Below are 23,005 nucleotides of genomic sequence, written 5' to 3'. Positions count from 1 at the left end.
GCTGCACATGCAAACGCCCGCCGAGTAGCGGGCGTTTTTCTTGCTGGTGTGTCCGTGTAGGGTGCGCCGTGCGTACCGCCAGGCCCCCGGGCGGGCATTGGTGCGCACGGCGCACCCTACGACGGTTTTGCGTGCTGTTGCTCGGCAACTGTACCGGGAAAACCGGCCGATCAGCTGCTAGTGTGCGCAGAGTTTCTTCGGAGCCCCGCCATGACCCCGTCGCATATCTGCCTGGCCCTGCTGGTCACCCTGATCTGGGGCATCAACTTCGTGGTGATCAAGCTCGGCCTGGCGGACTTCCCGCCGCTGCTGTTCTGCGCCCTGCGGTTCGCCCTGGCGGCGCTGCCGCTGCTGTTCCTGCGCGGCCCGATGCCGGCGCCGCTGTGGCGCATCGTGCAGATCGGCCTGCTGCTGGGGGTGATCAAGTTCGGCCTGCTGTTCGTCGGCATGCACCTGGGCATGCCGGCCGGGCTGTCGTCGCTGGTGCTGCAGAGCCAGGTGTTCTTCACCGTGCTGATCGCCGCCGTGCTGCTCGGCGAGCGCCCCAGCCGGCGCGCCTTGCTCGGCCTGCTGCTGGCGGCCGGCGGCCTGCTGCTGATCGGCGCCCAGCGGCCGCTGGGCGACAGCCTGCTGGCCTTCGCCCTGGTGGTCGCCGCTGCGCTGGCCTGGGCCTGCGCCAATATCGCCACCAAGCGTTCCGGGGCGACCGACATGCTGCGCCTGATCTGCTGGGTCAGCCTGGTGCCGCCGTTGCCGCTGCTGGGGCTGTCTTATCTGTTCGAAGGCCCGCAGGCGATCGCCACGGCGCTGAGCCAGGCCAGCTGGGCGGGGATCGGCGCGCTGCTGTACATCGCCTTCCTCGCCACCACGGTGGGCTTCGCCATCTGGAGTTTCCTGCTGCGCCGCTACCCGGCCAGCCAGGTCACCCCGTTCGCCCTGGCGGTGCCGGTGTCCGGGCTGCTGGCCGGCTGGCTGCTGCTGGGCGAGGCCCTGACCGCCGCCGGCTGGCTGGCCTGTGCCCTGGTGTTCGGCGGGCTGGCCATCACCGTGCTGCCGGCCGGGTTGTTCGGGCGGGGTGCTCGGGTGCCCGTCGACCCGGCCAAGCCATGACCTGAATCGCCGCGCCAGCCATGCCGTTGGTGCGTCCCGCAGGGCGCGTGCGGGGCGTCTTTCGCTGCCGGCGGGTTCTTGACCATTGGGCCAAGGGGGTCGAAGCTTGTCCCTCTGATCCGTCATGTTTTCAAGGACACCTCCCATGCAAGGCCAGGCTGAAGTCATCGAATACCTGAAAGACCTGTTGCGCGGTGAGCTCGCTGCCCGCGACCAGTATTTCCTGCATTCGCGGATGTACCAGGACTGGGGCTTCGACAAGCTCTACGAACGGCTCAACCACGAGATGCAGGAGGAGACCGAACACGCCGATGCCCTGCTCAAGCGCATCCTGTTCCTCGAGGCGACCCCGGACATGACGCCCAAGGCCATCCAGCCCGGCGCCAGCGTGCCGGACATGCTGCGCGCCGACCTCCGGCTGGAATACGAGGTGCGCGAGGCGCTGAGCAAGGGCATCACCCTGTGCGAGCTGCACCAGGACTATGTCAGCCGCGACATCCTCGCCCTGCAGCTCAAGGACACCGAGGAAGACCACGCCTACTGGCTGGAGCAGCAGCTCGGCCTGATCGACCGGGTGGGCCTGCAGAACTATCTGCAATCCCAGGCCTGATTCGCCGGCTTATCCTTTCTGGCAGCAGCCCGATTCCAGGTCCCTGAGAATCGGGCAATCCGGCCGATGGTCGCCCTGGCAGTGCTGCACCAGCTCGCCAAGGGTGTCGCGCAGGGCGCTCAGCTCGGCGATCTTGCGGTTCAGCGTGTCGATATGGCCCAGCGCCAGGGCCTTCACGTCGGCGCTGGCGCGCCCACGGTCCTGCCACAGGGTCAGCAGCTTGCCGACTTCCTCCAGGGAGAAGCCCAGGTCGCGCGAGCGCTTGATGAAGGCCAGCACATGCAGGTCCTGCTCGCCGTACAGGCGGTAGCCACTGTCGCTGCGCCCGGCCGGCCTGAGCAGGCCGATCGACTCGTAGTAGCGGATCATCTTGGCGCTGAGCCCGGATTGCCGGGCGGCCTGGCCGATATTCATGGCTGTTGCTCCTCGCTCGGCCGCCAGCGTTTCAGCAGCAGGGCGTTGCTCACCACGCTGACGCTGGACAGGGCCATGGCCGCGCCGGCGACCATCGGGTTGAGCAACCCTGCGGCTGCCAGCGGAATGCCCACCAGGTTGTAGATGAAGGCCCAGAACAGGTTCTGCTGGATCTTGCGCCAGGTGCGCCGGCTGATTTCCAGGGCCGCCGGCACCAGGCGCGGGTCGCCGCGCATCAGGGTGATGCCGGCCGCGTGCATGGCCACGTCGGTGCCGCCGCCCATGGCGATGCCGACATCGGCGGCGGCCAGTGCCGGGGCGTCGTTGATGCCGTCGCCGACCATCGCCACCACCGCGCCGCCCTGCTTGAGTGCGGCGATATGCGCGGCCTTGTCCGCCGGCAGCACCTGGGCGTGCACCTGGTCGATGCCCAGGGCGCGGCCCACGGCATTGGCGCTGCCGGCGTTGTCGCCGCTGATCAGGTGGCTGTGGATGCCGCGGGCGCGCAGGGCGGCGATCGCCTCGCCGGCCCCCGGCTTGAGGCTGTCGCCGAAGGCCAGCAGGCCGAGCACGCGCGGTTGCGGCGCGCATTCCAGCAGCCAGGACAGGGTGCGGCCCTCGGCTTCCCACTCGGCGGCGGTCGCCTGCAGCGGGCCGTGCAGGCCCAGTTCCTCGAGCAGGCGCTGGTTGCCCAGGGCCAGCAGGCGGTCCTCCACCCGGCCCTGGGTGCCACGACCGCTCAGGGCCTGGCTGCCGCTCACGCTCGGCAAGCGCAGCTGGCGGGCGCTGGCGGCCTGCAGCACGGCATGCGCCAGCGGGTGTTCGCTGCCCTGCTGCAGGGCGCCGGCCAGGCGCAGCAGTTGGTCTTCGTCACCGGCCACGGCGGCCAGGTGGACGATATGCGGCTGCCCGGAGGTGAGGGTGCCGGTCTTGTCGAAGGCCACCACGCCGACCCTGTGCGCCAGTTCCAGGGCTTCGGCATCCTTGATCAGGATGCCGTGGCGCGCCGCCACGCCGGTGCCGGCCATGATCGCCGCCGGGGTGGCCAGGCCGAGGGCGCAGGGGCAGGCGATCACCAGCACCGCTACGGCGTTGATCAGCGCCTGCTCCACCCCGGCGCCGGCCAGCAGCCAGCCGGCCAGGGTCAGCGCGGCGATCAGCAGCACCGCCGGGACGAACACCGCGCTGACCCGGTCCACCAGTTTCTGGATCGGTGCCTTGGCCGCCTGGGCGTCCTCGACCAGGCGGATGATGCGCGCCAGCACGGTTTCCCCGCCCAGCGCGGTGGTGCGCACCACGAGGCGCCCCTCGCCATTGATCGCGCCGCCGGTGACCCGGTCGCCGGGGGCCTTGCTCACCGGCAGGCTCTCGCCGCTGATCAGCGCCTCGTCGGCCTGGCTGTGGCCGTCGATGACCTCGCCGTCGACCGGGAAACGCTCGCCGGGCTTGACCACCACCAGGTCGGCCAGGCGCAGCTGGCTGATCGCCACTTCTTCCTCGCGCTCGTCGCGCAGGCGCACCGCGCGCTCCGGGCGCAGGGCCTCGAGGGCGCGGATGGCCGCGCTGGTCTGGCGCTTGGCGCGGCTTTCCAGGTACTTGCCGAGCAGGACCAGGGCGATGACCACCGCCGAAGCCTCGAAATACAGGTGCGGCACGTGGTGCTGCGCCGTGGCCCACAGGTACAGGCTCAGGCCGTAGCCGGCGCTGGTGCCCAGGGCCACCAGCAGGTCCATGTTGCCGCTGCCGGCGCGCACGGCCTTCCAGGCGGCGCCATAGAAGCGCGCGCCGAGGATGAACTGCACCGGCGTGGCCAGGGCGAACTGCACCCAGGCCGGCAGCATCCAGTGCAGGCCGAACCACTCGGCCAGCATCGGCACCACCAGCGGGGCGGCCAGCAGCATGGCCAGCAGCACGGCCAGGCGTTCGCGACGCAGGGCGACCTGCGGGTCGGCCGGCGGCGTGCTGTCGAGCGGGTGCGCCGAGTAGCCGGCGGCTTGCACCGCGGCAATCAGGCTGGCGACGGCGGTGCCCTGCAGCAGTTCGATGCGGGCCCGCTCGCTGGCCAGGTTGACGCTGACCGCACGCACCCCGGCGACCTTGCCCAGGGCCCGCTCGATGCGTGCGGCGCAGCTGGCGCAGGTCATGCCGCCCAGGCTCAGTTCGAGGGTCTGCACCGGCACCGAGTAGCCGGCCTGCTGCACCGCCTCGATCAGCCCGGGCAGGCTGCCCGCCGGCGCCTCGACCTGGGCCCGCTCGATGGCCAGGTTGACGCTGGCTTGGTGTACGCCCGGCAGTTTGCCGAGGGCTCGCTCGATGCGCCCGGCGCAACTGGCGCAGGTCATGCCGGCGATCGGCAGGTCGAAGCGGGTCAGGGGGGCGGTGTTGGTCATGGCTATCTCCTGAAGGCGAGTGCCTGAAGGATCAACCTTAACCCCGTGGCAAGGTCAAGCGGTGGATTACTGCATGGGCACCGGCAGCAGGGTCAGGCTGCCGCCATCCAGGGCGATGCGGTATTGCTGCACCACGCCGGCCTGGATCTGCACGCGGGTGCTGCGGATCTGCTCGAAGCTCGGCTCGCAGCCCAGCCCGCCCATGTAACCCAGGCGGATGCCGACTTCGCCGGGCGGCAGGTTGAAGGACGCCGACTGGCCCTGATACAAACGAGCGGCCAGGTGGTCCTGCAGGTAGACGCTGACATCGCAGGTGGTGGCGATTTCCAGGCGGTCGCGGGCCACGATCAGCACGCCGTAGTAAGCGGGGCTCGGCGACAGCTCGGCGGCGCCAAGCCAGGAACTGAACAGGCTGGCGCAACACAGCACAAGGGCGGGGGGCAGGCGCATGGGGGGCTCCGCGAAATCTGGGGGACTCAATCGGTCAGTATCGGCCTGGACTGCCATTGCTTGACCTTGCCACGGTGGCAAGCTGCAGGCTAGTGGCCTGTGCGGCTAATCCGTGCATTCAAGTTCGAGTGCCAGGGTTTGCCATGCAAGGCGCCGCGACGAGTCGTAGCAGGGCTACGGTGAGGAGCGGCAACGCCGTATGGCGAATTCTGGCGCCGAAATTGAGTATTTGAATTAGCCAAACAGGCCACTAGGGCTTGATTTGATAAAGGAGTTGCGACATGCAGGTATTTCAGGTTCAAGGCATGAGCTGCGCGCATTGCGTGCGGGCCATCACCCAGGTGCTGCGCGCGGAGGATGCCTCTGCCGTGGTAGAGGTCGATCTGGCCAAGGCGCAGGTACGGGTCGACAGCGTATTGAGTGTGCAGGAAATTGCCGCGCTGATCGCCGCGGAGGGTTATGCGGTGGATTGCCCGAGTTGAGGGGCGCGGTGGCGGTGCCGAGGTGTTTGCGGCTACAGTGCTAGCAAGAAATATACTGAAATATTCGGTGCCGAGTTCTCAGGGCGGTACCGATTGCTGGCAGGAGACCTCTTGTATGCCGCTGGATCGTGGTTTGCCCTTCGTCATGGCCGTTCTGGCCGCCTTCACCTGTTCTTCTGTCCAAGCCAATCAGACCGCTGCCACGCCACCACCGGCGCAGGTGCTGGTCGAGCAAGCCAAGCTGGAAGATCTGGCCTTCTACCTGGAGTACCCGGGGCGTACCGCCGGTTATCGCGAGGTGCAGGTGCGTGCCCAGGTCAGCGGCATCCTGCAGCAGCGCAGTTATCAGGAAGGCTCCCAGGTGAAGCAGGGGCAGGTGCTGTTCAGCATCGATCCGCGCACCTATCAGGCCGCCCTGGCCCGTGCCAAGGGCGCCCTGGCCCAGGAGCAGGCACGCTACCGGCAGACCGAGCGCGACCTGCGGCGTATTCGCGAACTCCAGGCAAAGGGCTTTGCCAGCGAAAGCGAGCTGGATAACGCCATCTCCAACTTCGAGCAGAGCAAGGCCAATATCGAGGCGGCCAAGGCCGAGGTGCAGTCCAAGCAGATCGATCTCGACTACACCACGGTGGAAGCGCCGATCTCCGGCATCACCAGCAAGGAAGCGGTGTCCGAAGGCAGCCTGATCGTCGCCAATGATCCCAATTCCAGCCTGCTGACCCAGATCACCCAGCTCGACCCGATCTACGTCAACTATGCCTATGCCGACCGCGAGGCAGCACGTCTGCGCGAGGCGGTGCAAAGTGGCGAAGTGCGCCTGCCGGCGGGCAACCAGCTGACCGCCGAGATCATCTTCGGCGATGGCACCCTGTATGCGCAGAAGGGCAAGGTCGACTTCACCGACAGCCTGGTGGACAAGGGCACCGGTACCGTCAGTGCCCGTGCCATCGTGCCCAACGCCGAACAGGCCCTGCTGCCTGGCCAGTTCGTGCGCATTCGCATCTCCGGGATGATCCGGCCCAAGTCCATCACCGTGCCGGAAAAGGCCCTGGCCCAGAGCCCGGCCGGCAACTTCGTGTATGTGGTCGATGAGCAGGGCCTGGCCCAGCTGCGCCCGGTGGATACCGACGTGATCAACCAGGGGCGCTGGGTAATTCGCTCGGGCCTCAAGGAAGGTGAGCGGGTCATCGTCGACGGCCTGATTCGCGTGCGGCCGAAACAGCCGGTGCAGATCGTGGATGCGCTGCCGACTCAGCAGCCATAAGGGAGCCTTGCCGTGATCTCACGTTTCTTCATTGATCGGCCGATCTTCGCCGCGGTGGTTTCCATCGTCATCACCCTGGCCGGCCTGGCCGCCATGCAAAGCCTGCCGGTGGCGCAGTACCCGGAGATCCTGCCGCCACAGGTGCAGGTCACCACCAACTACCCAGGCGCCAGTGCCCAGGTCATCGCCGAAACCGTGGCGGCACCGCTGGAGCAGCAGATCAACGGTGTGGAAGGCATGATCTACCAGCTGTCGACTTCGGCCGGCAGCGGCAGCATGAGCCTCTCGGTGTACTTCCAGGTCGGTCGCGACCCGGACCAGGCCACCATCGACGTCAACAACCGGGTGCAGGCCGCGCTGTCCAAACTGCCGGAGGAAGTGCGCCGCCAGGGCGTGACGGTGATGAAGAAGTCGTCGGACATCCTGCAGATGGTGACGATGTTCTCCCCGGACGGCTCGAAGACGCCGCTGGAAATCAGCAACTACGCGCTGATCAACGTCATCGACGAGATCAAGCGCCTGCCCGGCGTGGGTGACGTCACCCAGTTCGGCGCCAAGGACTACTCCATGCGCGTCTGGCTGCGCCCGGACAAGCTGGCGCAGTACGGCCTGACGCCGACCGACGTGGTCAACGCCATCCGCGAGCAGAACTCGCAGTTCGCCGCCGGCAGCTTTGGCCAGGAGCCGCTCAACGAGGCCCAGGCGTTCACCTACACGGTGACCACCCAGGGGCGCCTGGTCGATGCCAAGGAGTTCGAGAAGATCATCCTGCGCAGCGACGAAAGCGGCGCCAGCCTGACCCTGGGCGATGTCGCCCGGGTCGAGCTGGGGGCGCAGGACTACTCGCTGGTGACCTCGCTCAACGGCCAGCGCAACGCCTCCTTCGGCATCTACCCGCAGCCGGGCGCCAACGCCCTGGATACCGCCCAGGCCGTGCGCGACACCATGGCGCGGCTGGCCGAGCGTTTCCCCGATGGCATCGAATACAAGATCCCCTACGACACCACGGTGTTCGTCGAGGTCTCCATCGAGGAGGTGATCCACACCTTCTTCGAGGCCCTGGCCCTGGTGGTGCTGGTGGTTTTCATCTTCCTGCAGAACTGGCGCGCCACGCTGATCCCGGTGCTGGCCATTCCGGTGTCGCTGGTCGGCACCTTCGCCGGCATGTACCTGCTGGGCTTCTCGATCAACCTGCTGACCCTGTTCGGCCTGGTGCTGGCCATCGGCATCGTGGTGGACGACGCCATCGTGGTGATCGAGAACGTCGAGCGGGTGATGCGCACCGAGAAGCTGTCGGCGCGCGAGGCGGCGATCAAGGCCATGGAGGAGGTGACCGGGCCGATCATCGCCATCGTCCTGGTGCTCTGTGCGGTGTTCGTCCCGGTGGGCTTCCTCGGCGGCCTCAGCGGCGAGATGTACAAGCAGTTCGCGATCACCATCGCGGTGTCGGTGGTGATCTCCGGTATCGTCGCCCTGACCCTGTCGCCGGCACTCTGCGCGCTGCTGCTGAAGGACGAGCACAAGGAACCGATTGCGCCGTTCCGCGTGTTCAACCGCGCCTTCGACAGGATGACCGAGGCCTATGGCGCCGGGGTGACCTTCTTCCTCAAGCGCTCGCTGGTCGGCCTGCTGCTGTTCGGCGGCATGATCGCCCTGACCATCGGCCTGTTCTCCCGCGTGCCGACCTCGCTGGTGCCGGACGAAGACCAGGGCTATGTGCTCAATGCCTACTTCCTGCCACCGGCGGCCTCGCTGTCGCGCACCGATGCGCTGACCAGCGACTTCGACAAGAAGCTGATGGCGCACCCGGCGACCCGCGACGTGGTGACCTTCGCCGGCATGGACATCCTCTCCAACAGTAACCGCACCAACGCCGCGGTGACCTTCGTGCCGCTCAAGGACTGGAAGGAGCGCACCACGCCCGAGCTGGATGCGCGCAACCTGACCCGGACCTTCATGGCCATGGGCATGCAGGAGAAGGACGGCATGATGGCCTCCTTCAACCCGCCGCCGATCACCGGCATGAGTACCACCGGCGGTTTCGAGGCGTTCATCCAGAACCGCGCCGGTGCCACGGCCCAGCAGATGGCGGCCAAGGTCCAGGAGTTCCTCGCCGCGGCGGCCAAGCGTCCGGAGCTGGCCGGCATGCAGACCACCTTCGCCGCCAACGTGCCGCAGTACTTCGTCGACCTCGACCGCACCAAGACCCGCGCCCTGGGCGTGGCGGTCAACGACGTGTACACCGCCATGCAGTCGACGTTCGGCAGCTACTACGTCAACGACTTCAACCTGTTCGGCCGTACCTGGAAGGTCAGCCTGCAGTCCGAGGCCGAGTTCCGCCGCAAGCCGCAGGACCTGTCGCAGGTCTATGTGCGCTCCAACAGCGGCGACCTGATTCCGCTCTCTTCGCTGATCAAGGTCGAGCGCATCCTCGGTCCGGAAACCTTCACCCGCTTCAACGTCTACCCGGCGGCGAAGATTCTCGGTGGGCCGGCGCCAGGCTACAGCTCCGGGCAGGCGATTGCGGCGATCCAAGAGGTGGCGGCCGAGGTGCTGGGCAGCGACTACACCGTGGGCTGGATTGGCTCGGCCTACCAGGAACTGGCCAGCCAGGGCACGGGCTCCATCGCCTTCGTCTTTGGCCTGATCATGGTGTTTCTCATCCTGGCCGCCCAGTACGAACGCTGGAGCCTGCCGCTGGCGGTGGTCACCGCGGTGCCATTCGCGGTGTTCGGCGCGATCCTCGCGGTGTGGCTGCGCGGGATTCAGAACGACCTGTACTTCCAGGTCGGCCTGATCACCCTGATCGGCCTGGCGGCGAAGAACGCCATTCTGATCATCGAGTTTGCCGTGATGCTGCGCGAGCAGGGCAAGGGCATCTTCGAGTCGGCGCTGGAAGCAGCCAAGCTGCGCTTCCGCCCGATCGTGATGACCTCGCTGGCCTTCATCCTCGGTTGCGTGCCGCTGGCCATCAGCAGTGGCGCCGGCTCCGCCAGTCGTCACTCGATCGGTACCGGGGTGATCGGCGGCATGCTCGCCGCGACCCTGCTGGCGATCTTCCTGATTCCGATGTTCTACCTGTGGGTCGAGAGCTTCAGCGCCAAGCTGGATAAACTGGGCAAGAAGCCGGTTGTGGCCGGCGATAGCCCGCACTAAGTCCGATGGGGCTTGCCGGCAGCGCCACCTTCGGGTGGCGTTGTCGTCTTTAGGGGTTGTACGACGTGAACTTGCCGATTCTACTGATCCTCGGGGCACTGAGTGCCTTCGGGCCGATGGCCATCGACTTCTACCTGCCGAGCTTCCCGGCCCTGGCCCAGGCCTTCGCCACCGATGTCGAGCAGATCCAGCTGTCGCTGGCCTCCTACTTTGCCGGCATTGCCATCGGCCAGCTGATCTACGGGCCCCTGGCGGATCGTTATGGCCGGCGGCGCCCGCTGCTGGCGGGCGTCTTGCTGTTCACCCTGGCCTCGCTGGGCTGCGCCCTGACCCAGAGCCTGGAGGGGCTGATCATCGCGCGTTTCGTCCAGGCCCTCGGCGGCTGCGCCGGGATGGTGATCTCCCGGGCGGTGGTGCGCGACCTGTGCGATCCGCTGGCCTCGGCGCGGATCTTCTCCAAGCTGATGCTGGTCATGGGCGTGGCGCCGATCCTCGCGCCCCTGGGCGGCGGCGTGCTGCTGGAGTGGTTCGGCTGGCAGTCGATCTTCTACGGCCTGATGCTGTTCAGCGCACTGTGCCTGCTGGCCGTGCTGCTCTGGCTGCCGGAAACCCTCGCGGCCGACGCCCCGCGCGCGCCGCTGAGCGGGGCGTTGATGCGCTACATGCGCCTGCTGGGCGACTGGCAGTTGCTCGGCCACGGCCTGACCGGCGGCGTGTCCATGGCCGGGATGTTCGCCTATATCGCCGGCTCGCCCTTCGTCTTCATCGACCTCTACGGCCTGTCGCCGCAAGACTATGGCTGGCTGTTCGGCCTGAATGCCGCCGGCTTCATCGTCACCGCCCAGTTCAATGGCTGGCTGCTGCGCCACCACGGCCCCGGCCACTGGCTGCAGCGCACGGTGTGGGTCTTCCTGCTGGCGAGTGTCGCGCTGCTGGGCGTTGCCCTGGCGCAGCCACAGGCGCTGTGGCCGCTGCTGATTCCGTTGTTCATCTGCATCGCCAGCCTGTCGTGCATCCTGCCCAACGCCTCGGCCTGCGCCATGGCCGGGCAGGGCAGCCATGCCGGCAGTGCCTCGGCGCTGATCGGCTCGCTGCAGTTCAGCGTGGCGGCCGCGGCGGCCGGCCTGGTCGGCGCGTTGCATGACGGCACGGCGCGGCCGATGGCGATGGTCATCTGCCTGTGCGCGGTGCTGAGCGTGCTGCTGGCGGTGGTGACGGCGCGTCATGCGCGGCGCCTGTCTCTGGAGTTCTGACAGCCGGGGCAACGCCTCGCAGGCGTGCGCACGGCGCACCCTGCTCGGGCGCCGCTGGCGCTTGGTTTATCCGATCCGCGGGGTTGCCGTCAGCGAGGCGGTGAAAAGATGCTGCACAGGTTTAACAGGCACTGCGCCATCAACTGGCGGTTTGCATCTGTGGCGCTGGAACTGGAGCTCGCCAAGGCAGGGCGTGTGGCGCCTGCAGCCGTGCTTGCAGGGTGGTGACGAATGCGCGGGCTTCTGCCTCGCTGCGAAAGGTGACGCCGTGTTGATCCATGCAAACCTGCCAGCGATTGCCGTTCGGGGTCATGACCTGGCGAATTAAGACGTTCATTGCACGCCTCCACAGGAAGGGGAATGTGCAGTCTAGTACCTTGCCGCGGGTGTTTTATGACCTGGATCAACCAGCCGACTGATGGTCGCCGCGCAGCCAGTTGACCAGCTGAATGGCACTCAGCGGACGGCTGAACAGGTAGCCCTGGCACTGTTCGCAACCCAGCTGGCGCAGGGCCTGCAGCTGCGCGGGGGTCTCCACGCCCTCGGCCAGTACGCGCAGCTTGAGGTTGCGTGCCAGGCCGACGATGGTGGCGACTATCTCCAGGTTGGCCTGATCCTCCGGCACCCCCTGCATGAAGCTCTGGTCGATCTTCAGCTTGTCCAGCGGAAAGCGCCGCAGATAGGCCAGCGACGAATAGCCGGTGCCGAAGTCGTCGACCGCCAGCTTGAGGCCGAGGGCCTTGAGGGCGATCAGGGTTTCCCGCGCCTGTTCGACGTTGTCCATCAGCGCTCCCTCGGTGATCTCCAGTTCCAGGCAGGCGGGCGGCAGGCCGCTGTCGTGCAGGGCTTCGCGCACCTGCTGGAGCAGGTCGGCCTGGCGGAACTGGCGCGGCGACAGGTTGACCGCCAGGGTCTGCAGGTCCAGGCCCTGCTGGCGCCAGAACTGCATCTGCCGGCAGGCCTCGCGCAGTACCCAGGTGCCGATCGGCACGATCAGCCCGGTGTCCTCGGCCAGGGGGATGAAGCGCGCCGGCGAGACCATGCCCTGCTCGCTGTTCCAGCGCAGCAGCGCCTCCACGCCGATGGCGCGGCCGCTGGTGCTGTCCAGCAGCGGTTGGTAGTGCAGGCTGAATTCGTTGCGCTTGAGCGCCTGGCGCAGCTGGCTTTCCAGGGCCAGGCGACTGTGCGCCTGGTGGGTCAGGCCCTGGGTGTAGAAACGGTAGGTGTTGCGGCCTTCCTGCTTGGCCTGGTGCAGGGCGGCTTCGGCATTGCGCAGCAGCTCGTCGCTGGCCAGGCCGTCGTCCGGGTACAGGCTGATGCCGATGCTGGCGCCCAGGTAGACCTCGCGGCCGTTGCTCATCTGCAGCGGCCGCTCCAGCAGGGCGAGCAGGGTGCGGGCGATGCTGGCGGCCTCTTCCGGGCGCTGCAGGTTTTCCAGGACGATGAGGAACTCGTCGCTGCTCAGGCGCGCCAGGGTGTCCTCGTTGCGCAGGCGCTGCTGCAGGCGGCGCGCCACGGCGATCAGCAGCTCATCGCCGATCTTGTGGCCGAGGCCTTCGTTGATGGTCTTGAAGTGGTCGAGGTCGAAGAACAGCACGGCCACCCGTTCGGCATGCCGCTGGGCGTGTTCGAGGGCGTGGTTGAGGCGCTCGTTGGCGAACAGGCGGTTGGGCAGGTCGGTGAGGGGGTCGAAGTGCACCAGGTGGGCCAGGCGTTCCTGGCTGTCGCGGTACTGGCTGAGGTCGGTGAAGGTCAGCACGTACTGCGCCTGCTGCGGGTCGCTGCCGCGCACCCGGCTGACGGTCAGCCAGAAGGGGAAGGGCGAGCCGTCCTCGCGGCGGCTGCTCAGTTCGCCCTGCCAGTGGCCGCTGTCCTGCACCTTGCGCCACAGGGTGCGGTAGCGCGTGCGCTCGACGCTGTTGCCGGGCAGCAGCAGCGGCAGGCGCCGGCCGATGGCCTGCTGCGGGCTGAGCCCGGTGATGCCGGTGAAGGCCGGGTTGCTGGTGAGGATGCGCCGGCTGGCATCGACGATGACCACCGCCTCCTGGGTGCTTTCGAAGACCGTAGCCGCCTGTTGCAGGGCCAGCTCCTGCTGCTTGCGCAGGCCGATGTCCTCGACCACCGAGATGAAGTAGTGCGGCGCGCCGTTGGTGTGGCGCACCAGGGTGGCGCTCAGGTTGGCCCACAGCAGGCTGCCGTCGCGGCGCCGGTAGCGTTTCTCCAGGCTGTAGCGGGCGATGTCGCCGGCGAGCAGGCGCTCGACCTGCTGCAGGTCGCTGTCCAAGTCGTCAGGGTGGGTGATGTCCTGAAAGGTCAGCTCGAGCAGGTCGTCGCGGCTGTAGCCGAGCATCTGGCACAGGCGCTGGTTGACCCGCAGCCAGTGGCCGTCGGGCGCCAGGTGGGCGATGCCGACCGCGGCCTGCTCGAAGGTGGCGCGAAAGCGCAGCTCGCTCTGCAGGCGCTCGGCATCGCGCTGGTGCTGGCGCAGGGCCAGGCCGGCGAGGCGGGTGAACTCGGTGACCAGGGCGATATCCTCGGGGGCCGGGCGGGCCACGCGGCGATAGTAGATGCCGAACACCCCGAGCACCTCGCCGATATCGTTCTTGAACGGCAGCGACCAGCAGGCGCGCACGCCGGCCAGGGCCGCCTGGTCGCGGAAGCTGGCCCAGTTCGGGTGGCTGGCGATGTCCTCGACTACGGTCAGTTCGCCGCTGGCGGCGGCGTGGCTGCAACTGCCCAGGCCGCTTTGCGCGGGCAGGTTGTCCAGGGCGCTGGCGTAGCTGCCCGGCAGGCTGGGCGCGGCGAGGACGCGCAGGCGGCCCTTGTCCAGCTGCATGATCGAGACCAGCATTTCCGGGTTGATCGATTCCAGCCGCAGCACCATGTCGTTGAGGGTTTCCCGCAGCGGCCGCTGCGCCAGCATGCGGTCCAGCACGGCATTGCGCGCCTCCTGCAGGGCCTGGGTCTGGCGCCGTTCCTGGATGTCGCTGAGGCTGCCGTGCAGGCCCAGGCCGTGCTGCTCGCCGGCGGCCAGGCGCAGGGAGATCCAGCGCGTGTGGCCGTCCGCTTCGAGCAGGCGGGTTTCCCCCAGCCAGCCGCTGTCCTGGCGCGCGAGGATGGCGGCAATCCGCTGGCCGAGCGCTTCGCGCTGCTCGGTTGCGATGAAGTCGAGCAGCGGGCGGCCCAGGCTCTCGCCGATGCTGTAGCCGGTGATGCTCTGCCAGGACGGGTTGAGGAAGGTCAGGCGGCCGCAGCTGTCGGTGAGGAAGATCGCCTCGTGCAGCTGTTCGACCAGTTCGCGGTAGCGCGCCTCGCTGGCTTCCAGCTCGTCATGGGCCTTCTTCTGCAGTCCCAGGTCGATATCGACGCAGTACATCTCCAGCTGGTTGCGCGCGTTGCGCAGCAGCAGGTGGCTGGAGTACACGTGCACCGGGCTGCCGTCGCGGCGCTGCAGGGTCAGCTCGCTGGCCGGGATGGCCGGTCCGCCGATCATCCAGGCGTTGATGTCGTTGACCACCTGGGCGCGCATCGGCGGCGGCACGATCAGCTCCTCCAGGCAACGGCCCATGGCGTCGGCCACGTCGTAGCCATACAGCTGGGCGCTGGCCTGGTTCCAGAAGATCACCCGGCGCTGGCGGTCGTAGCCCTGCACGGCGATGCGCGGGGTCTGCTCGAACAGCTGGCGGAAGCGCTGTTCGCTTTCGCGCAGGGCCTGCTCGTCGCGCTTCTGCGAGCTGATGTTCTGCACGCTGCCCTGGCTCTTGCCGGCGGCATCGCGCCTGCCGCGCAGCATCAGCCACACCGGCGGCTGGTTGTTCGGATGATTGAGCCGGGCGTTGACCCGCAGCGGCGCGCTGCCGTCGAACAGGCCGAGCAGGGCGCGCTGCACGGCGTTGCGGTCGGCGGGGTGGAGCCAGCCGAGCAACTCCTCCAGGCTGCTGCTACTGGGCGCGGCCTCGCGTTCGAGCAGGCGCAGGGCCTCGGCGGACCAGTGGAAGCGGCCGTCGTAGCGCCAGTTGCCCAGGCCGGCCTCGCGCTGGGTCTGCTGCAGCTGCTCGGCATGGCGCCGCAGGCTGTGTTCCAGGTGGCGCTGGGTGTGCTGGTCGCGCTTGGCCAGCAGCAGGATCAGCAGGCTGCTGACCACCACGAAGGCCAGGCCCTTGTAGGTCTGTGCAGTACTCAGGGTGGCCTGCTCGAGATTCAGGGACAGCAGCAACCAGTCACTGAACAGGATCCATAGGGCGCTGAATAGAACGTAGCTACCGGCCAGTCGCCAAGGCCGAGAAACCGTGGGTTGCATCCTGAACCCCCAGTGCTGAAAGTGTGTGAGGCTCCGTGCCACTGCCTGGGACGGCGAAGCTGAATTTCAGTCTAGCCGCTCCTGCCCGGCCTGCTGGCACTTTGTCATAGGGGGCGCGCCCGCCGCGCGCCCCCTGCCTGCCTCAGAACCCTTCGAGGACGATCTTGCCGCGTGCCGTGCCGCTTTCTAGCAGGGCATGGGCGCGGCGCAGGTTGGCCGCGTTGATGGGGCCGAAATGCTCGGCCAGGGTGGTCTGCAGCACGCCATCGTCGATCAGCTGGCTGACCCGGTTGAGCAGGCGATGCTGCTCGATCATGTCGGCGGTCTGGAACAGCGAGCGGGTGTACATGAACTCCCAGTGCAGCGACAGGCTCTTGCGCTTGAGCTTGACCACGTCGAGCTGCGCCGGGTCGTCGATCAGCGCCAGGCGGCCCTGGGGTTGCAGGGCCTCGATGATCTGCTCGAAGTGCTGGTCGGTGTGGGTCAGGCTGGCGACGTGGCTGACCTGGCCGATGCCGATGCGCTGCAGTTCCTCGCTCAGCGGCAGGCTGTGGTCGATCACGTGGTGGGCGCCGAGCGCCTGTACCCAGTCGCGGGTCTCGGCGCGCGAGGCGGTGCCGATCACCGTCAGGCCGGTGAGCCGGCGGGCCAGTTGCACCAGCACCGAACCGACGCCGCCGGCCGCGCCGACGATCAGCAGGCTCTGCTGCTCGCCGCGGCCCTCGGCGATCTGCAGGCGCTCGAACAGCAGCTCCCAGGCGGTGATGGCGGTCAGCGGCAGGGCGGCGGCGCGGGCGAAATCCAGCGAGCCGGGCATGCGCCCGACGATGCGCTCGTCGACCACGTGCAGCTCGCTGTTGGCCCCGGCGCGGTCGATGGCGCCGGCGTAGAACACCCGGTCCCCCGGGCGGAACTGCTTGACCTCGGCACCGACCGCCCGGACCACCCCGGCCACGTCCCAGCCGAGCACCTTGGCCTGGCCGGCGGGCGGCGTCACGTTGCGGCGGATCTTGGTGTCCACCGGGTTGACCGAGATGGCCTTGACCTCCACCAGCAGGTCGTGGGCGCCCGCCTGCGGCTCGGCCAGCTGCACATCCTGCAGGGCCTCGGGGTGGTCGATGGGCAGGGACTGGTAGTAGGCGATGGCTTTCATGGGCGGGCTCCACGGCGGGGCAAAACGACGGAACAAGGTTCCAGCTTAGTCGGGCTGGCAATGGGCGCATGGTCGGCTATTTCGCCGGCCAGGAAAACCGTCCGGCTGTGGGGTTTCTCCCGCATGTGCCGAACCGGCGGGCGAACCAGTGGTCGCCGGTGGCGCCATCTTAAGACTGCTTTAAGCCTGGGCGGGCAGATTGTGCGCAGATTCCAACCCACCCGAGGCAATCCCCATGCGTAACGTGCTCCTGCTCTCCCTGGCCATCGCCAGCCCCCTGGCCTTTGCCGGCCCGCAATGCACCACCGCCGACAAGGCGCAGTGGCAGGATGAGGCCAAGTTCCAGGAAAACCTCAAGGCCGAAGGCTACGAGATCAAGAAGTTCAAGGTCACCAGCGGCAACTGCTACGAGATCTACGGCTGGAACAAGGACAAGCAGAAGGTCGAGATCTACTTCGACCCGGTCACCGGCAAGGCGGTGAAGAGCGAGATCGACTGACATGAGCCACCCCACCCTGCGCCTCTGGGACCCCGTGGTACGTCTGTTCCACTGGTCCATGGCCGGTGCCTTCATCGCCAACTACTTCTTCACCGAAGAGGGCGAGGCCTGGCACCGCTGGTTCGGCTATTACGCCGTGGCCTGGCTGGCCATTCGCGTGGTGTGGGGTTTCATCGGCTCGCCGGCGGCGCGCTGGGCGGACTTCTGGCCGACCCGCGCGCGCCTGGCTGCGCACCTGCGCGCCCTGCTCGGCGGGCAGCCGCACCACCGCCTCGGCCATTCGCCGCTGGGCGGCCTGGTGATGATCCTGATGATGGCGTCGATGCTCGGCCTCGGCCTGAGCGGCTATCTGATGGAGGAGGTCGACTACTTCTGGGGCGAGGACTGGATCGAGGAACTCCACGAAGCCTTCGCCAACGGCCTGATGGCCCTGGTCGGCGCGCACCTGCTGGCGGCCGTGGTGGAGAGCCTGCGCCTGGGCGAGAACCTGCCGCTGTCGATGATCACCGGCAAGCGGCGCCAGCGTTGAGGCCGGCGTCGCGGCAAGCCGTCCAGGGTACGCCGCGCGCATCACGGCCCCGCGCCGCCGTCACCCCGGCGGCGCAAGTGGCGGGGTAAGCCTCAGCGCGCCTTGGGCGTCAGCCCGCAGCCCTTGAGGATGATGCGTTCCAGGTTGCTTGCGGCTTCCTCGAAGTCGCTCTTCTTCAGGCTGCTCTTGCCGGTCAGGCGGCAGATCTGGCTGGCGAAGTCGGCGTAGTGCTGGGTACTGCCCCACAGCAGGAAGATCAGGTGCACCGGGTCGATCGGGTCCATCTTGCCGGCGTCGATCCAGGCCTGGAACACCGCCGCGCGGCCGCGGAACCAGTCGCGGTAGTCCTGGGTGAAGTGGCCGGTCAGGCACTCGCCGCCGCTGATCACTTCCATGGCGAAGATGCGCGAGGCTAGCGGCTGGCTGCGCGAGAACTCGATCTTGGCGCGGATGTAGCGGCTCAGCGCTTCGGCCGGGTCGTCGTCCACGCTCAGGTTGCTGAAGGTGGCGTCCCACAGGTCGAGGATATTGCTCAGCACCGCCACGTACAGGCCGAGCTTGTTGTTGAAGTAGTAGTGCAGGTTGGCCTTGGGCAGACCCACCGCCTGGGCGATGGTGTTCATGCTGGTGCCTTTGTAGCCGTGACGGGCGAACTGCTCTTCGGCGGCGGCGATGATGGCGTTTTCGTTCTTCTGACGGATACGGCCGGCAGGCTTGGCGGAGCTGGTAACGGCTGAGGTCACAGCGGGCATCGAGGGATTCCCTACAAATCAACGGGTTGATGGCGAACAGATACCCCAGCGCGGGGCGCGAAACAACCCTTATGCGTCAAAAACGTGTGCTATTGAGACGAAGAGGGCTGATTGCCGGGCAAATTAGCCTGTTTGCGCCAGAAAACCGTCTTGCAGGACAGGTTCAGAACCCACCGGTCGGGCGCCGCAAGCCAGCTGGCACCGGCGTTCCAGGTCGCGCCGCGCGGTGCGTCAGTTGCCGCTTTCCGCCAGGGCTTCGAGAAAGCTCTCCAGCACCAGTTGCGGGCGGCGGCCCTTGCGGGTCACCGAGGCCAGGGTCAGGTCGTAGAAGCGCGAAGCCGGCTTGAGCACGCGCAGGCGGCCCTGCTGCAGCCACTGCTGGGCGTAGTGGTCGGGCAGGTAGCCGATGTAGCGCCCGGTGAGGATGAGGAAGGCCATGCCTTCGCGGTCCGAGGCGCTGGCCGTGCAGTTGAGCACCTGGTAGCGCGCCTGGATGTCCGCCGGCAGGCGGAAGGTCGGGGCGATCGCCTCCTGGGCATTCAGGCGGCTGTCGGACAGCTGCGCATCGTCCACATAGAACAGCGGGTGGCCCACCGCGCAGTACAGCTGCGAGCGCTCGCCATACAGCGGCTGGTACTCCAGGCCGGACAGCGCCACGCTCTGCGGCACCACGCCGACGTGCAGGCTGCCGTCCAGCACGCCCTGTTCCACTTCCGAAGGCGGGGTCATGCGGATCTGGATGCGCACGTCCGGGCCGCGCTCCTTGAGCCGCGCCAGGGCATGGGTGATGCGCATGTGCGGCACCGTCACCAGATTGTCGGTCAGGCCGATATGCAGCTCGCCGCGCAGCTCGCGGTGCAGGCCGTTGACCCCGTTGCGAAAGCTCTCCAGCGCGCCGAACAGCTGCAAGGCCGACTGGTACACCTCGCGGCCTTCCTCGGTCAGGGCAAACCCCGCGCGGCCGCGCTGGCACAGGCGCAAACCGAGGCGCTGCTCCAGGTCGCTCATCTGCTGGCTGATCGCCGAACGGCCGATGCCCAGCACGCTTTCCGCGGCGGAGAAGCCGCCGCACTCGACCACGCTGCGGAACAGGCGCAGCAGTCGGATTTCAAAATCGCTGACCTGGGCCAGTGGATCGGGGCGACGCACGCTCATTGTTTAGCTCTGGCTTAACTAAGGATAAGAAGAGTTGTGTTTTAGTGACTTTATGCCCGTGGCACCTTTCGCTGCAACAACAAACAGGTCCCGCTCCGGGAGAGCCACGATGAACATGCCGCAGACCGCCACCCCGTCCCTGGCCAGCCAGCTCAAGCTGGATGCCCACTGGATGCCGTTTTCCGCCAACCGCAACTTCAAGCGCGACCCGCGCCTGATCGTCGGTGCCGACGGCAACTACTTCATCGACGACAAGGGCCGCCGCGTGTTCGACAGCCTGTCCGGCCTGTGGACCTGCGGCGCCGGGCACAACCGCAAGGAAATCCAGGAGGCCGTGGCCAAGCAGCTCGGCACCCTCGACTACGCCCCGGGCTTCCAGTACGGCCACCCGCTGTCCTACCAGCTGGCCGAGAAAATCACCGAGCTGACCCCGGCCGGCCTCGACCACGTGTTCTACACCGACTCCGGCTCCGAGTGCGCCGACACCGCGGTGAAGATGGCCAAGGCCTACTGGCGCCTGAAGGGCCAGCCGAGCAAGACCAAGTTCATCGGCCGCGCCCGTGGCTACCATGGCGTCAACATCGCCGGCACCAGCCTCGGCGGGATTGGCGGCAACCGCAAGATGTTCGGCCAGATGATGGACGCCGACCACCTGCCGCACACCCTGCAGGCGCACCTGGCCTTCACCAAGGGCATGGCCGCCACCGGCGGCGTGGAGCTGGCCAACGAGCTGCTCAAGCTGATCGAACTGCACGACGCCTCCAACATCGCCGCGGTGATCGTCGAGCCGATGTCCGGTTCCGCCGGCGTCATCGTGCCGCCCACCGGCTACCTGCAGCGCCTGCGCGAGATCTGCACCCAGCACAATATCCTGCTGATCTTCGACGAGGTGATCACCGCCTACGGCCGCATGGGCAAGTGGACCGGCGCCGAGTACTTCGGCGTGGTGCCGGACATCATGAACACCGCCAAGCAGGTCACCAACGGCGCCATCCCGCTGGGCGCGGTGATCGCCTCCAGCGAGATCTACAACACCTTCATGCAGCAGGCGATTCCCGAGCACATGGTCGAGTTCGGCCACGGCTACACCTACTCCGGCCACCCGGTGGCCTGCGCCGCCGGCCTGGCGACCCTGGAGCTGCTGCAGCGCGAGCACCTGATCGAGCAGTCGGCCGCCCTGGCGCCGGTGTTCGAAGAGAAGCTGCACGGCCTCAAGGGCAGCAAGCACGTCATCGACATCCGCAACTGCGGCCTGGCCGGCGCGATCCAGCTGGCCCCGCGTGACGGCGACGGCGTGATCCGCCCGTTCGAGGCCGGCATCAAGCTGTGGAACGCCGGTTTCTACGTGCGCTTCGGCGGCGACACCCTGCAGTTCGGGCCGACCTTCAACACCCAGCCCGAGCAGCTCGACAGCCTGTTCAACGCGGTCGGCGACGTGCTCGCCCAGGTCGACTGATGGGCCAGCGTGCGCAGGCAGTGGCCACCGTGCAGGTGGACAACGAGCGGGTGATCGTCACCGAGTGGCGCTTCGCCCCTGGTGCGGAAACCGGCGCCCACTGCCACGGCTACGACTACGTGGTGGTGCCGATGACCAACGGCACCCTGCTGCTGGAAACCCCGGAGGGCGACAAGCATGCGCCCCTGGTGGCCGGCCAGGCGTACTTCCGCAAGGCCGGGGTCGAGCACAACGTGATCAACGCCAGCGACCACGAAGTGGTCTTCGTCGAAACCGAAATCAAATGATTCCTGGCGGTCGCGCCCGGCGCGGCCGCCACCCAGAACACCAACGAGGAAACTCCATGAGCACCGTCGCCCACCTGATCAATGGCGAAATCACCCTGCGCAGCGGCCGTACCGCCCAGGTCTTCAACCCGTCCATCGGCGAGCCCGTGCGCCAGGTCGAACTGGCCGACCGCGCCACCATCCAGCTGGCCATCGACGCCGCCAAGGCCGCCTTCCCGGCCTGGCGCAACACCCCGCCGGCCAAGCGCGCCCAGGTCATGTTCCGCTTCAAGCAGCTGCTGGAAGCCAACAAGGACAAGATCGCCGCGATGATCAGCGAGGAGCACGGCAAGACCCTGGAAGACGCCGTGGGCGAGCTGCAGCGCGGCATCGAGAACGTCGAGTACGCCTGCGGCGCCCCCGAGCTGCTCAAAGGCGAATACAACCGCAACGCCGGGCCGAACATCGACAGCTGGTCCGACCACCAGCCGCTGGGCGTGGTCGCCGGCATCACCCCATTCAACTTCCCGGCCATGGTGCCGCTGTGGATGTACCCGCTGGCCATCGTCTGCGGCAACTGCTTCATCCTCAAGCCGTCCGAGCGCGACCCCAGCTCCACCCTGTTCATCGCCCAGCTGCTCTGCGAAGCCGGCCTGCCCAATGGCGTGCTCAACGTCATCAACGGCGACAAGGAAGCCGTGGACGCGCTGATCGAGGCGCCGGAAGTCAAGGCCATCAGCTTCGTCGGCTCCACGCCGATCGCCGAATACATCTACACCGAGGCCAACCGCCGCGGTAAGCGCGTGCAGGCCCTGGGCGGCGCGAAGAACCACGCCGTGGTCCTGCCCGACGCCGACATCGACAACACCGTCAACGCCCTGATGGGCGCCGCCTACGGCTCCTGCGGCGAGCGCTGCATGGCCATCTCGGTGGTGGTGGCGGTGGGCGATCAGGTCGCCGATACCCTGGTGGCCAAGCTGACCCCGAAAATCCGCGAACTCAAGGTCGGTGCCGGCACCTCCTGCGGCCTCGACATGGGCCCGCTGGTCACCGGCGCGGCGCGCGACAAGGTCAAGGGCTACGTCGACGCCGGTGTCGCCCAGGGCGCCACCCTGGTGGTCGATGGCCGCGGCCTGGTGGTGCCGGGCTGCGAGGCCGGCTTCTTCCTCGGCGGCAGCCTGTTCGACCACGTCACCCGCGAGATGAGCATCTACCAGGAAGAGATCTTCGGCCCGGTGCTGTGCATCGTCCGCGTCGGCAGCCTGGAAGAAGCCATGCAGCTGATCAACGACCACGAATACGGCAACGGCACCTGCATCTTCACCCGCGACGGTGAAGCGGCGCGGCTGTTCTGCGACGAGATCGAAGTCGGCATGGTCGGCGTCAACGTGCCGCTGCCGGTGCCGGTGGCCTACCACAGCTTCGGCGGCTGGAAGCGCTCGCTGTTCGGCGACCTGCACGCCTACGGCCCGGACGGCGTGCGCTTCTACACCAAGCGCAAGACCATCACCCAGCGCTGGCCGCAGCGCGCCAGCCACGAGGCGGCGCAGTTCGCCTTCCCGAGCAACGGCTGAGCAACACCCCGGGCTGGTCGCAAGACCGGCCCTTTTTTTGTTTCGTTTCGATGTGGGAGCGGCTTCAGCCGCGATGCTCTTGTAGGAGGGGCCTTGGCCGCGACGCTTCTGGCGTTGCCTGCGGTCGAGGCCAAGGCCCCTTCTACCCAGAGCAAGCAGCGCAACACCGTTCCATCGTTAGTTGTAAAACCC

General features: G+C 67.6%; 19 protein-coding genes. 11 read left to right on the top strand and 8 right to left on the bottom strand.

Going from position 1 to position 23,005, the window contains the following annotated elements:
• Window positions 1-210 precede the first annotated feature (210 nt).
• The gene (locus tag F3I62_RS07880) at window positions 211-1,110 is read left to right on the top strand and encodes an EamA family transporter (protein ID WP_160489094.1); all 900 of its coding nucleotides are present in this window, start codon (window positions 211-213) and stop codon (window positions 1,108-1,110) included.
• A gap of 145 nt (window positions 1,111-1,255) precedes the next feature.
• Window positions 1,256-1,720, top strand: coding sequence for a bacterioferritin (gene bfr, locus F3I62_RS07875; protein WP_160081917.1), 465 nt, complete (start codon window positions 1,256-1,258; stop codon window positions 1,718-1,720).
• A 9-nt stretch (window positions 1,721-1,729) separates the two neighbouring features.
• Here the strand turns inward: bfr and cueR are convergent, their stop codons facing one another.
• From cueR to F3I62_RS07860, 3 genes are all read right to left on the bottom strand, one after another.
• Window positions 1,730-2,134, bottom strand: coding sequence for a Cu(I)-responsive transcriptional regulator (gene cueR / locus F3I62_RS07870; RefSeq protein ID WP_160489093.1), 405 nt, complete (start codon window positions 2,132-2,134; stop codon window positions 1,730-1,732).
• The gene (locus F3I62_RS07865) at window positions 2,131-4,524 is read right to left on the bottom strand and encodes a heavy metal translocating P-type ATPase (RefSeq protein WP_160489092.1); all 2,394 of its coding nucleotides are present in this window, start codon (window positions 4,522-4,524) and stop codon (window positions 2,131-2,133) included. Before F3I62_RS07865 ends, cueR begins: the two co-directional genes overlap by 4 nt.
• A gap of 66 nt (window positions 4,525-4,590) precedes the next feature.
• Window positions 4,591-4,974, bottom strand: coding sequence for a hypothetical protein (locus tag F3I62_RS07860; RefSeq protein WP_256667697.1), 384 nt, complete (start codon window positions 4,972-4,974; stop codon window positions 4,591-4,593).
• 281 nt (window positions 4,975-5,255) lie between these two features.
• Here F3I62_RS07860 and F3I62_RS07855 point away from each other — a divergent pair, with 281 nt between their 5' ends.
• From F3I62_RS07855 to F3I62_RS07840, 4 genes are all read left to right on the top strand, one after another.
• Window positions 5,256-5,456, top strand: a complete 201-nt coding sequence (locus tag F3I62_RS07855; RefSeq protein ID WP_160489091.1) for a heavy-metal-associated domain-containing protein — start codon at window positions 5,256-5,258, stop codon at window positions 5,454-5,456.
• A gap of 115 nt (window positions 5,457-5,571) precedes the next feature.
• Window positions 5,572-6,720, top strand: coding sequence for an efflux RND transporter periplasmic adaptor subunit (locus tag F3I62_RS07850; RefSeq protein ID WP_160489090.1), 1,149 nt, complete (start codon window positions 5,572-5,574; stop codon window positions 6,718-6,720).
• A gap of 12 nt (window positions 6,721-6,732) precedes the next feature.
• Window positions 6,733-9,876, top strand: a complete 3,144-nt coding sequence (locus tag F3I62_RS07845; protein ID WP_160489089.1) for a multidrug efflux RND transporter permease subunit — start codon at window positions 6,733-6,735, stop codon at window positions 9,874-9,876.
• 65 nt (window positions 9,877-9,941) lie between these two features.
• On the top strand, window positions 9,942-11,129 hold the full coding sequence (locus F3I62_RS07840) for a Bcr/CflA family multidrug efflux MFS transporter (protein ID WP_160489088.1): 1,188 nt from the start codon (window positions 9,942-9,944) through the stop codon (window positions 11,127-11,129).
• Window positions 11,130-11,268: 139 nt separating this feature from the next.
• On the opposite strand, the gene F3I62_RS07835 is transcribed toward F3I62_RS07840, so the two are convergent.
• The 3 genes from F3I62_RS07835 to F3I62_RS07825 form a co-directional block, all read right to left on the bottom strand.
• Window positions 11,269-11,466: a hypothetical protein gene (locus tag F3I62_RS07835; protein ID WP_160489087.1), complete on the bottom strand. Its 198-nt coding sequence runs from the start codon at window positions 11,464-11,466 to the stop codon at window positions 11,269-11,271.
• Window positions 11,467-11,532: 66 nt separating this feature from the next.
• Window positions 11,533-15,345, bottom strand: a complete 3,813-nt coding sequence (locus F3I62_RS07830) for a PAS domain S-box protein (RefSeq protein ID WP_160489086.1) — start codon at window positions 15,343-15,345, stop codon at window positions 11,533-11,535.
• A gap of 226 nt (window positions 15,346-15,571) precedes the next feature.
• A complete protein-coding gene (locus F3I62_RS07825; protein ID WP_160489085.1) occupies window positions 15,572-16,582 on the bottom strand; it encodes a zinc-binding alcohol dehydrogenase family protein in 1,011 nt (336 codons plus the stop codon).
• Between the two features lie 235 nt (window positions 16,583-16,817).
• On the opposite strand from F3I62_RS07825, the gene F3I62_RS07820 reads away from it, so the two are divergent.
• Together F3I62_RS07820 and F3I62_RS07815 are read left to right on the top strand one after the other, a co-directional pair.
• Entirely contained in the window at window positions 16,818-17,081 is a 264-nt protein-coding gene (locus F3I62_RS07820; RefSeq protein WP_160489084.1) for a PepSY domain-containing protein, read from the top strand.
• Between the two features lies 1 nt (window position 17,082).
• Complete coding sequence (locus F3I62_RS07815; RefSeq protein ID WP_160489083.1) at window positions 17,083-17,610, top strand: cytochrome b/b6 domain-containing protein; 528 nt, start codon at window positions 17,083-17,085, stop codon at window positions 17,608-17,610.
• Between the two features lie 92 nt (window positions 17,611-17,702).
• Here the strand turns inward: F3I62_RS07815 and F3I62_RS07810 are convergent, their stop codons facing one another.
• Together F3I62_RS07810 and F3I62_RS07805 are read right to left on the bottom strand one after the other, a co-directional pair.
• On the bottom strand, window positions 17,703-18,362 hold the full coding sequence (locus F3I62_RS07810) for a TetR/AcrR family transcriptional regulator (RefSeq protein ID WP_160081885.1): 660 nt from the start codon (window positions 18,360-18,362) through the stop codon (window positions 17,703-17,705).
• Between the two features lie 231 nt (window positions 18,363-18,593).
• Window positions 18,594-19,517: a LysR family transcriptional regulator gene (locus F3I62_RS07805; protein ID WP_160489082.1), complete on the bottom strand. Its 924-nt coding sequence runs from the start codon at window positions 19,515-19,517 to the stop codon at window positions 18,594-18,596.
• Window positions 19,518-19,626: 109 nt separating this feature from the next.
• Here F3I62_RS07805 and F3I62_RS07800 point away from each other — a divergent pair, with 109 nt between their 5' ends.
• Genes F3I62_RS07800 through F3I62_RS07790 form a run of 3 tightly spaced genes read left to right on the top strand, consistent with a single transcriptional unit; the run spans window position 19,627 to window position 22,813 of the window.
• On the top strand, window positions 19,627-20,973 hold the full coding sequence (locus F3I62_RS07800; protein ID WP_160489081.1) for an aspartate aminotransferase family protein: 1,347 nt from the start codon (window positions 19,627-19,629) through the stop codon (window positions 20,971-20,973).
• A complete protein-coding gene (locus F3I62_RS07795; protein WP_160489080.1) occupies window positions 20,973-21,260 on the top strand; it encodes a cupin domain-containing protein in 288 nt (95 codons plus the stop codon). Before F3I62_RS07800 ends, F3I62_RS07795 begins: the two co-directional genes overlap by 1 nt.
• Before the next feature lie 56 nt (window positions 21,261-21,316).
• Window positions 21,317-22,813, top strand: a complete 1,497-nt coding sequence (locus tag F3I62_RS07790) for a CoA-acylating methylmalonate-semialdehyde dehydrogenase (RefSeq protein ID WP_160489079.1) — start codon at window positions 21,317-21,319, stop codon at window positions 22,811-22,813.
• Window positions 22,814-23,005 lie beyond the last annotated feature (192 nt).

Source organism: Pseudomonas sp. R-28-1W-6, from assembly GCF_009799925.1.
Lineage (GTDB): Bacteria > Pseudomonadota > Gammaproteobacteria > Pseudomonadales > Pseudomonadaceae > Aquipseudomonas.
The sequence above is the reverse complement of the archived record's forward strand: the minus strand, read 5'-3'. Positions and strand labels throughout refer to the sequence as shown.

Coding starts and splice junctions, on each gene's coding strand:
- F3I62_RS07800 (WP_160489081.1), top strand. CDS start 19,627: ATGAACATGCCGCAGACCGCCACCCCGTCCCTGGCCAGCCAGCTCAAG.
- F3I62_RS07810 (WP_160081885.1), bottom strand. CDS start 18,362: ATGCCCGCTGTGACCTCAGCCGTTACCAGCTCCGCCAAGCCTGCCGGC.
- F3I62_RS07815 (WP_160489083.1), top strand. CDS start 17,083: ATGAGCCACCCCACCCTGCGCCTCTGGGACCCCGTGGTACGTCTGTTC.
- F3I62_RS07850 (WP_160489090.1), top strand. CDS start 5,572: ATGCCGCTGGATCGTGGTTTGCCCTTCGTCATGGCCGTTCTGGCCGCC.
- F3I62_RS07865 (WP_160489092.1), bottom strand. CDS start 4,524: ATGACCAACACCGCCCCCCTGACCCGCTTCGACCTGCCGATCGCCGGC.
- cueR (WP_160489093.1), bottom strand. CDS start 2,134: ATGAATATCGGCCAGGCCGCCCGGCAATCCGGGCTCAGCGCCAAGATG.
- F3I62_RS07835 (WP_160489087.1), bottom strand. CDS start 11,466: ATGAACGTCTTAATTCGCCAGGTCATGACCCCGAACGGCAATCGCTGG.
- F3I62_RS07880 (WP_160489094.1), top strand. CDS start 211: ATGACCCCGTCGCATATCTGCCTGGCCCTGCTGGTCACCCTGATCTGG.
- F3I62_RS07790 (WP_160489079.1), top strand. CDS start 21,317: ATGAGCACCGTCGCCCACCTGATCAATGGCGAAATCACCCTGCGCAGC.
- F3I62_RS07805 (WP_160489082.1), bottom strand. CDS start 19,517: ATGAGCGTGCGTCGCCCCGATCCACTGGCCCAGGTCAGCGATTTTGAA.
- F3I62_RS07795 (WP_160489080.1), top strand. CDS start 20,973: ATGGGCCAGCGTGCGCAGGCAGTGGCCACCGTGCAGGTGGACAACGAG.
- bfr (WP_160081917.1), top strand. CDS start 1,256: ATGCAAGGCCAGGCTGAAGTCATCGAATACCTGAAAGACCTGTTGCGC.
- F3I62_RS07855 (WP_160489091.1), top strand. CDS start 5,256: ATGCAGGTATTTCAGGTTCAAGGCATGAGCTGCGCGCATTGCGTGCGG.
- F3I62_RS07825 (WP_160489085.1), bottom strand. CDS start 16,582: ATGAAAGCCATCGCCTACTACCAGTCCCTGCCCATCGACCACCCCGAG.
- F3I62_RS07860 (WP_256667697.1), bottom strand. CDS start 4,974: ATGCGCCTGCCCCCCGCCCTTGTGCTGTGTTGCGCCAGCCTGTTCAGT.
- F3I62_RS07820 (WP_160489084.1), top strand. CDS start 16,818: ATGCGTAACGTGCTCCTGCTCTCCCTGGCCATCGCCAGCCCCCTGGCC.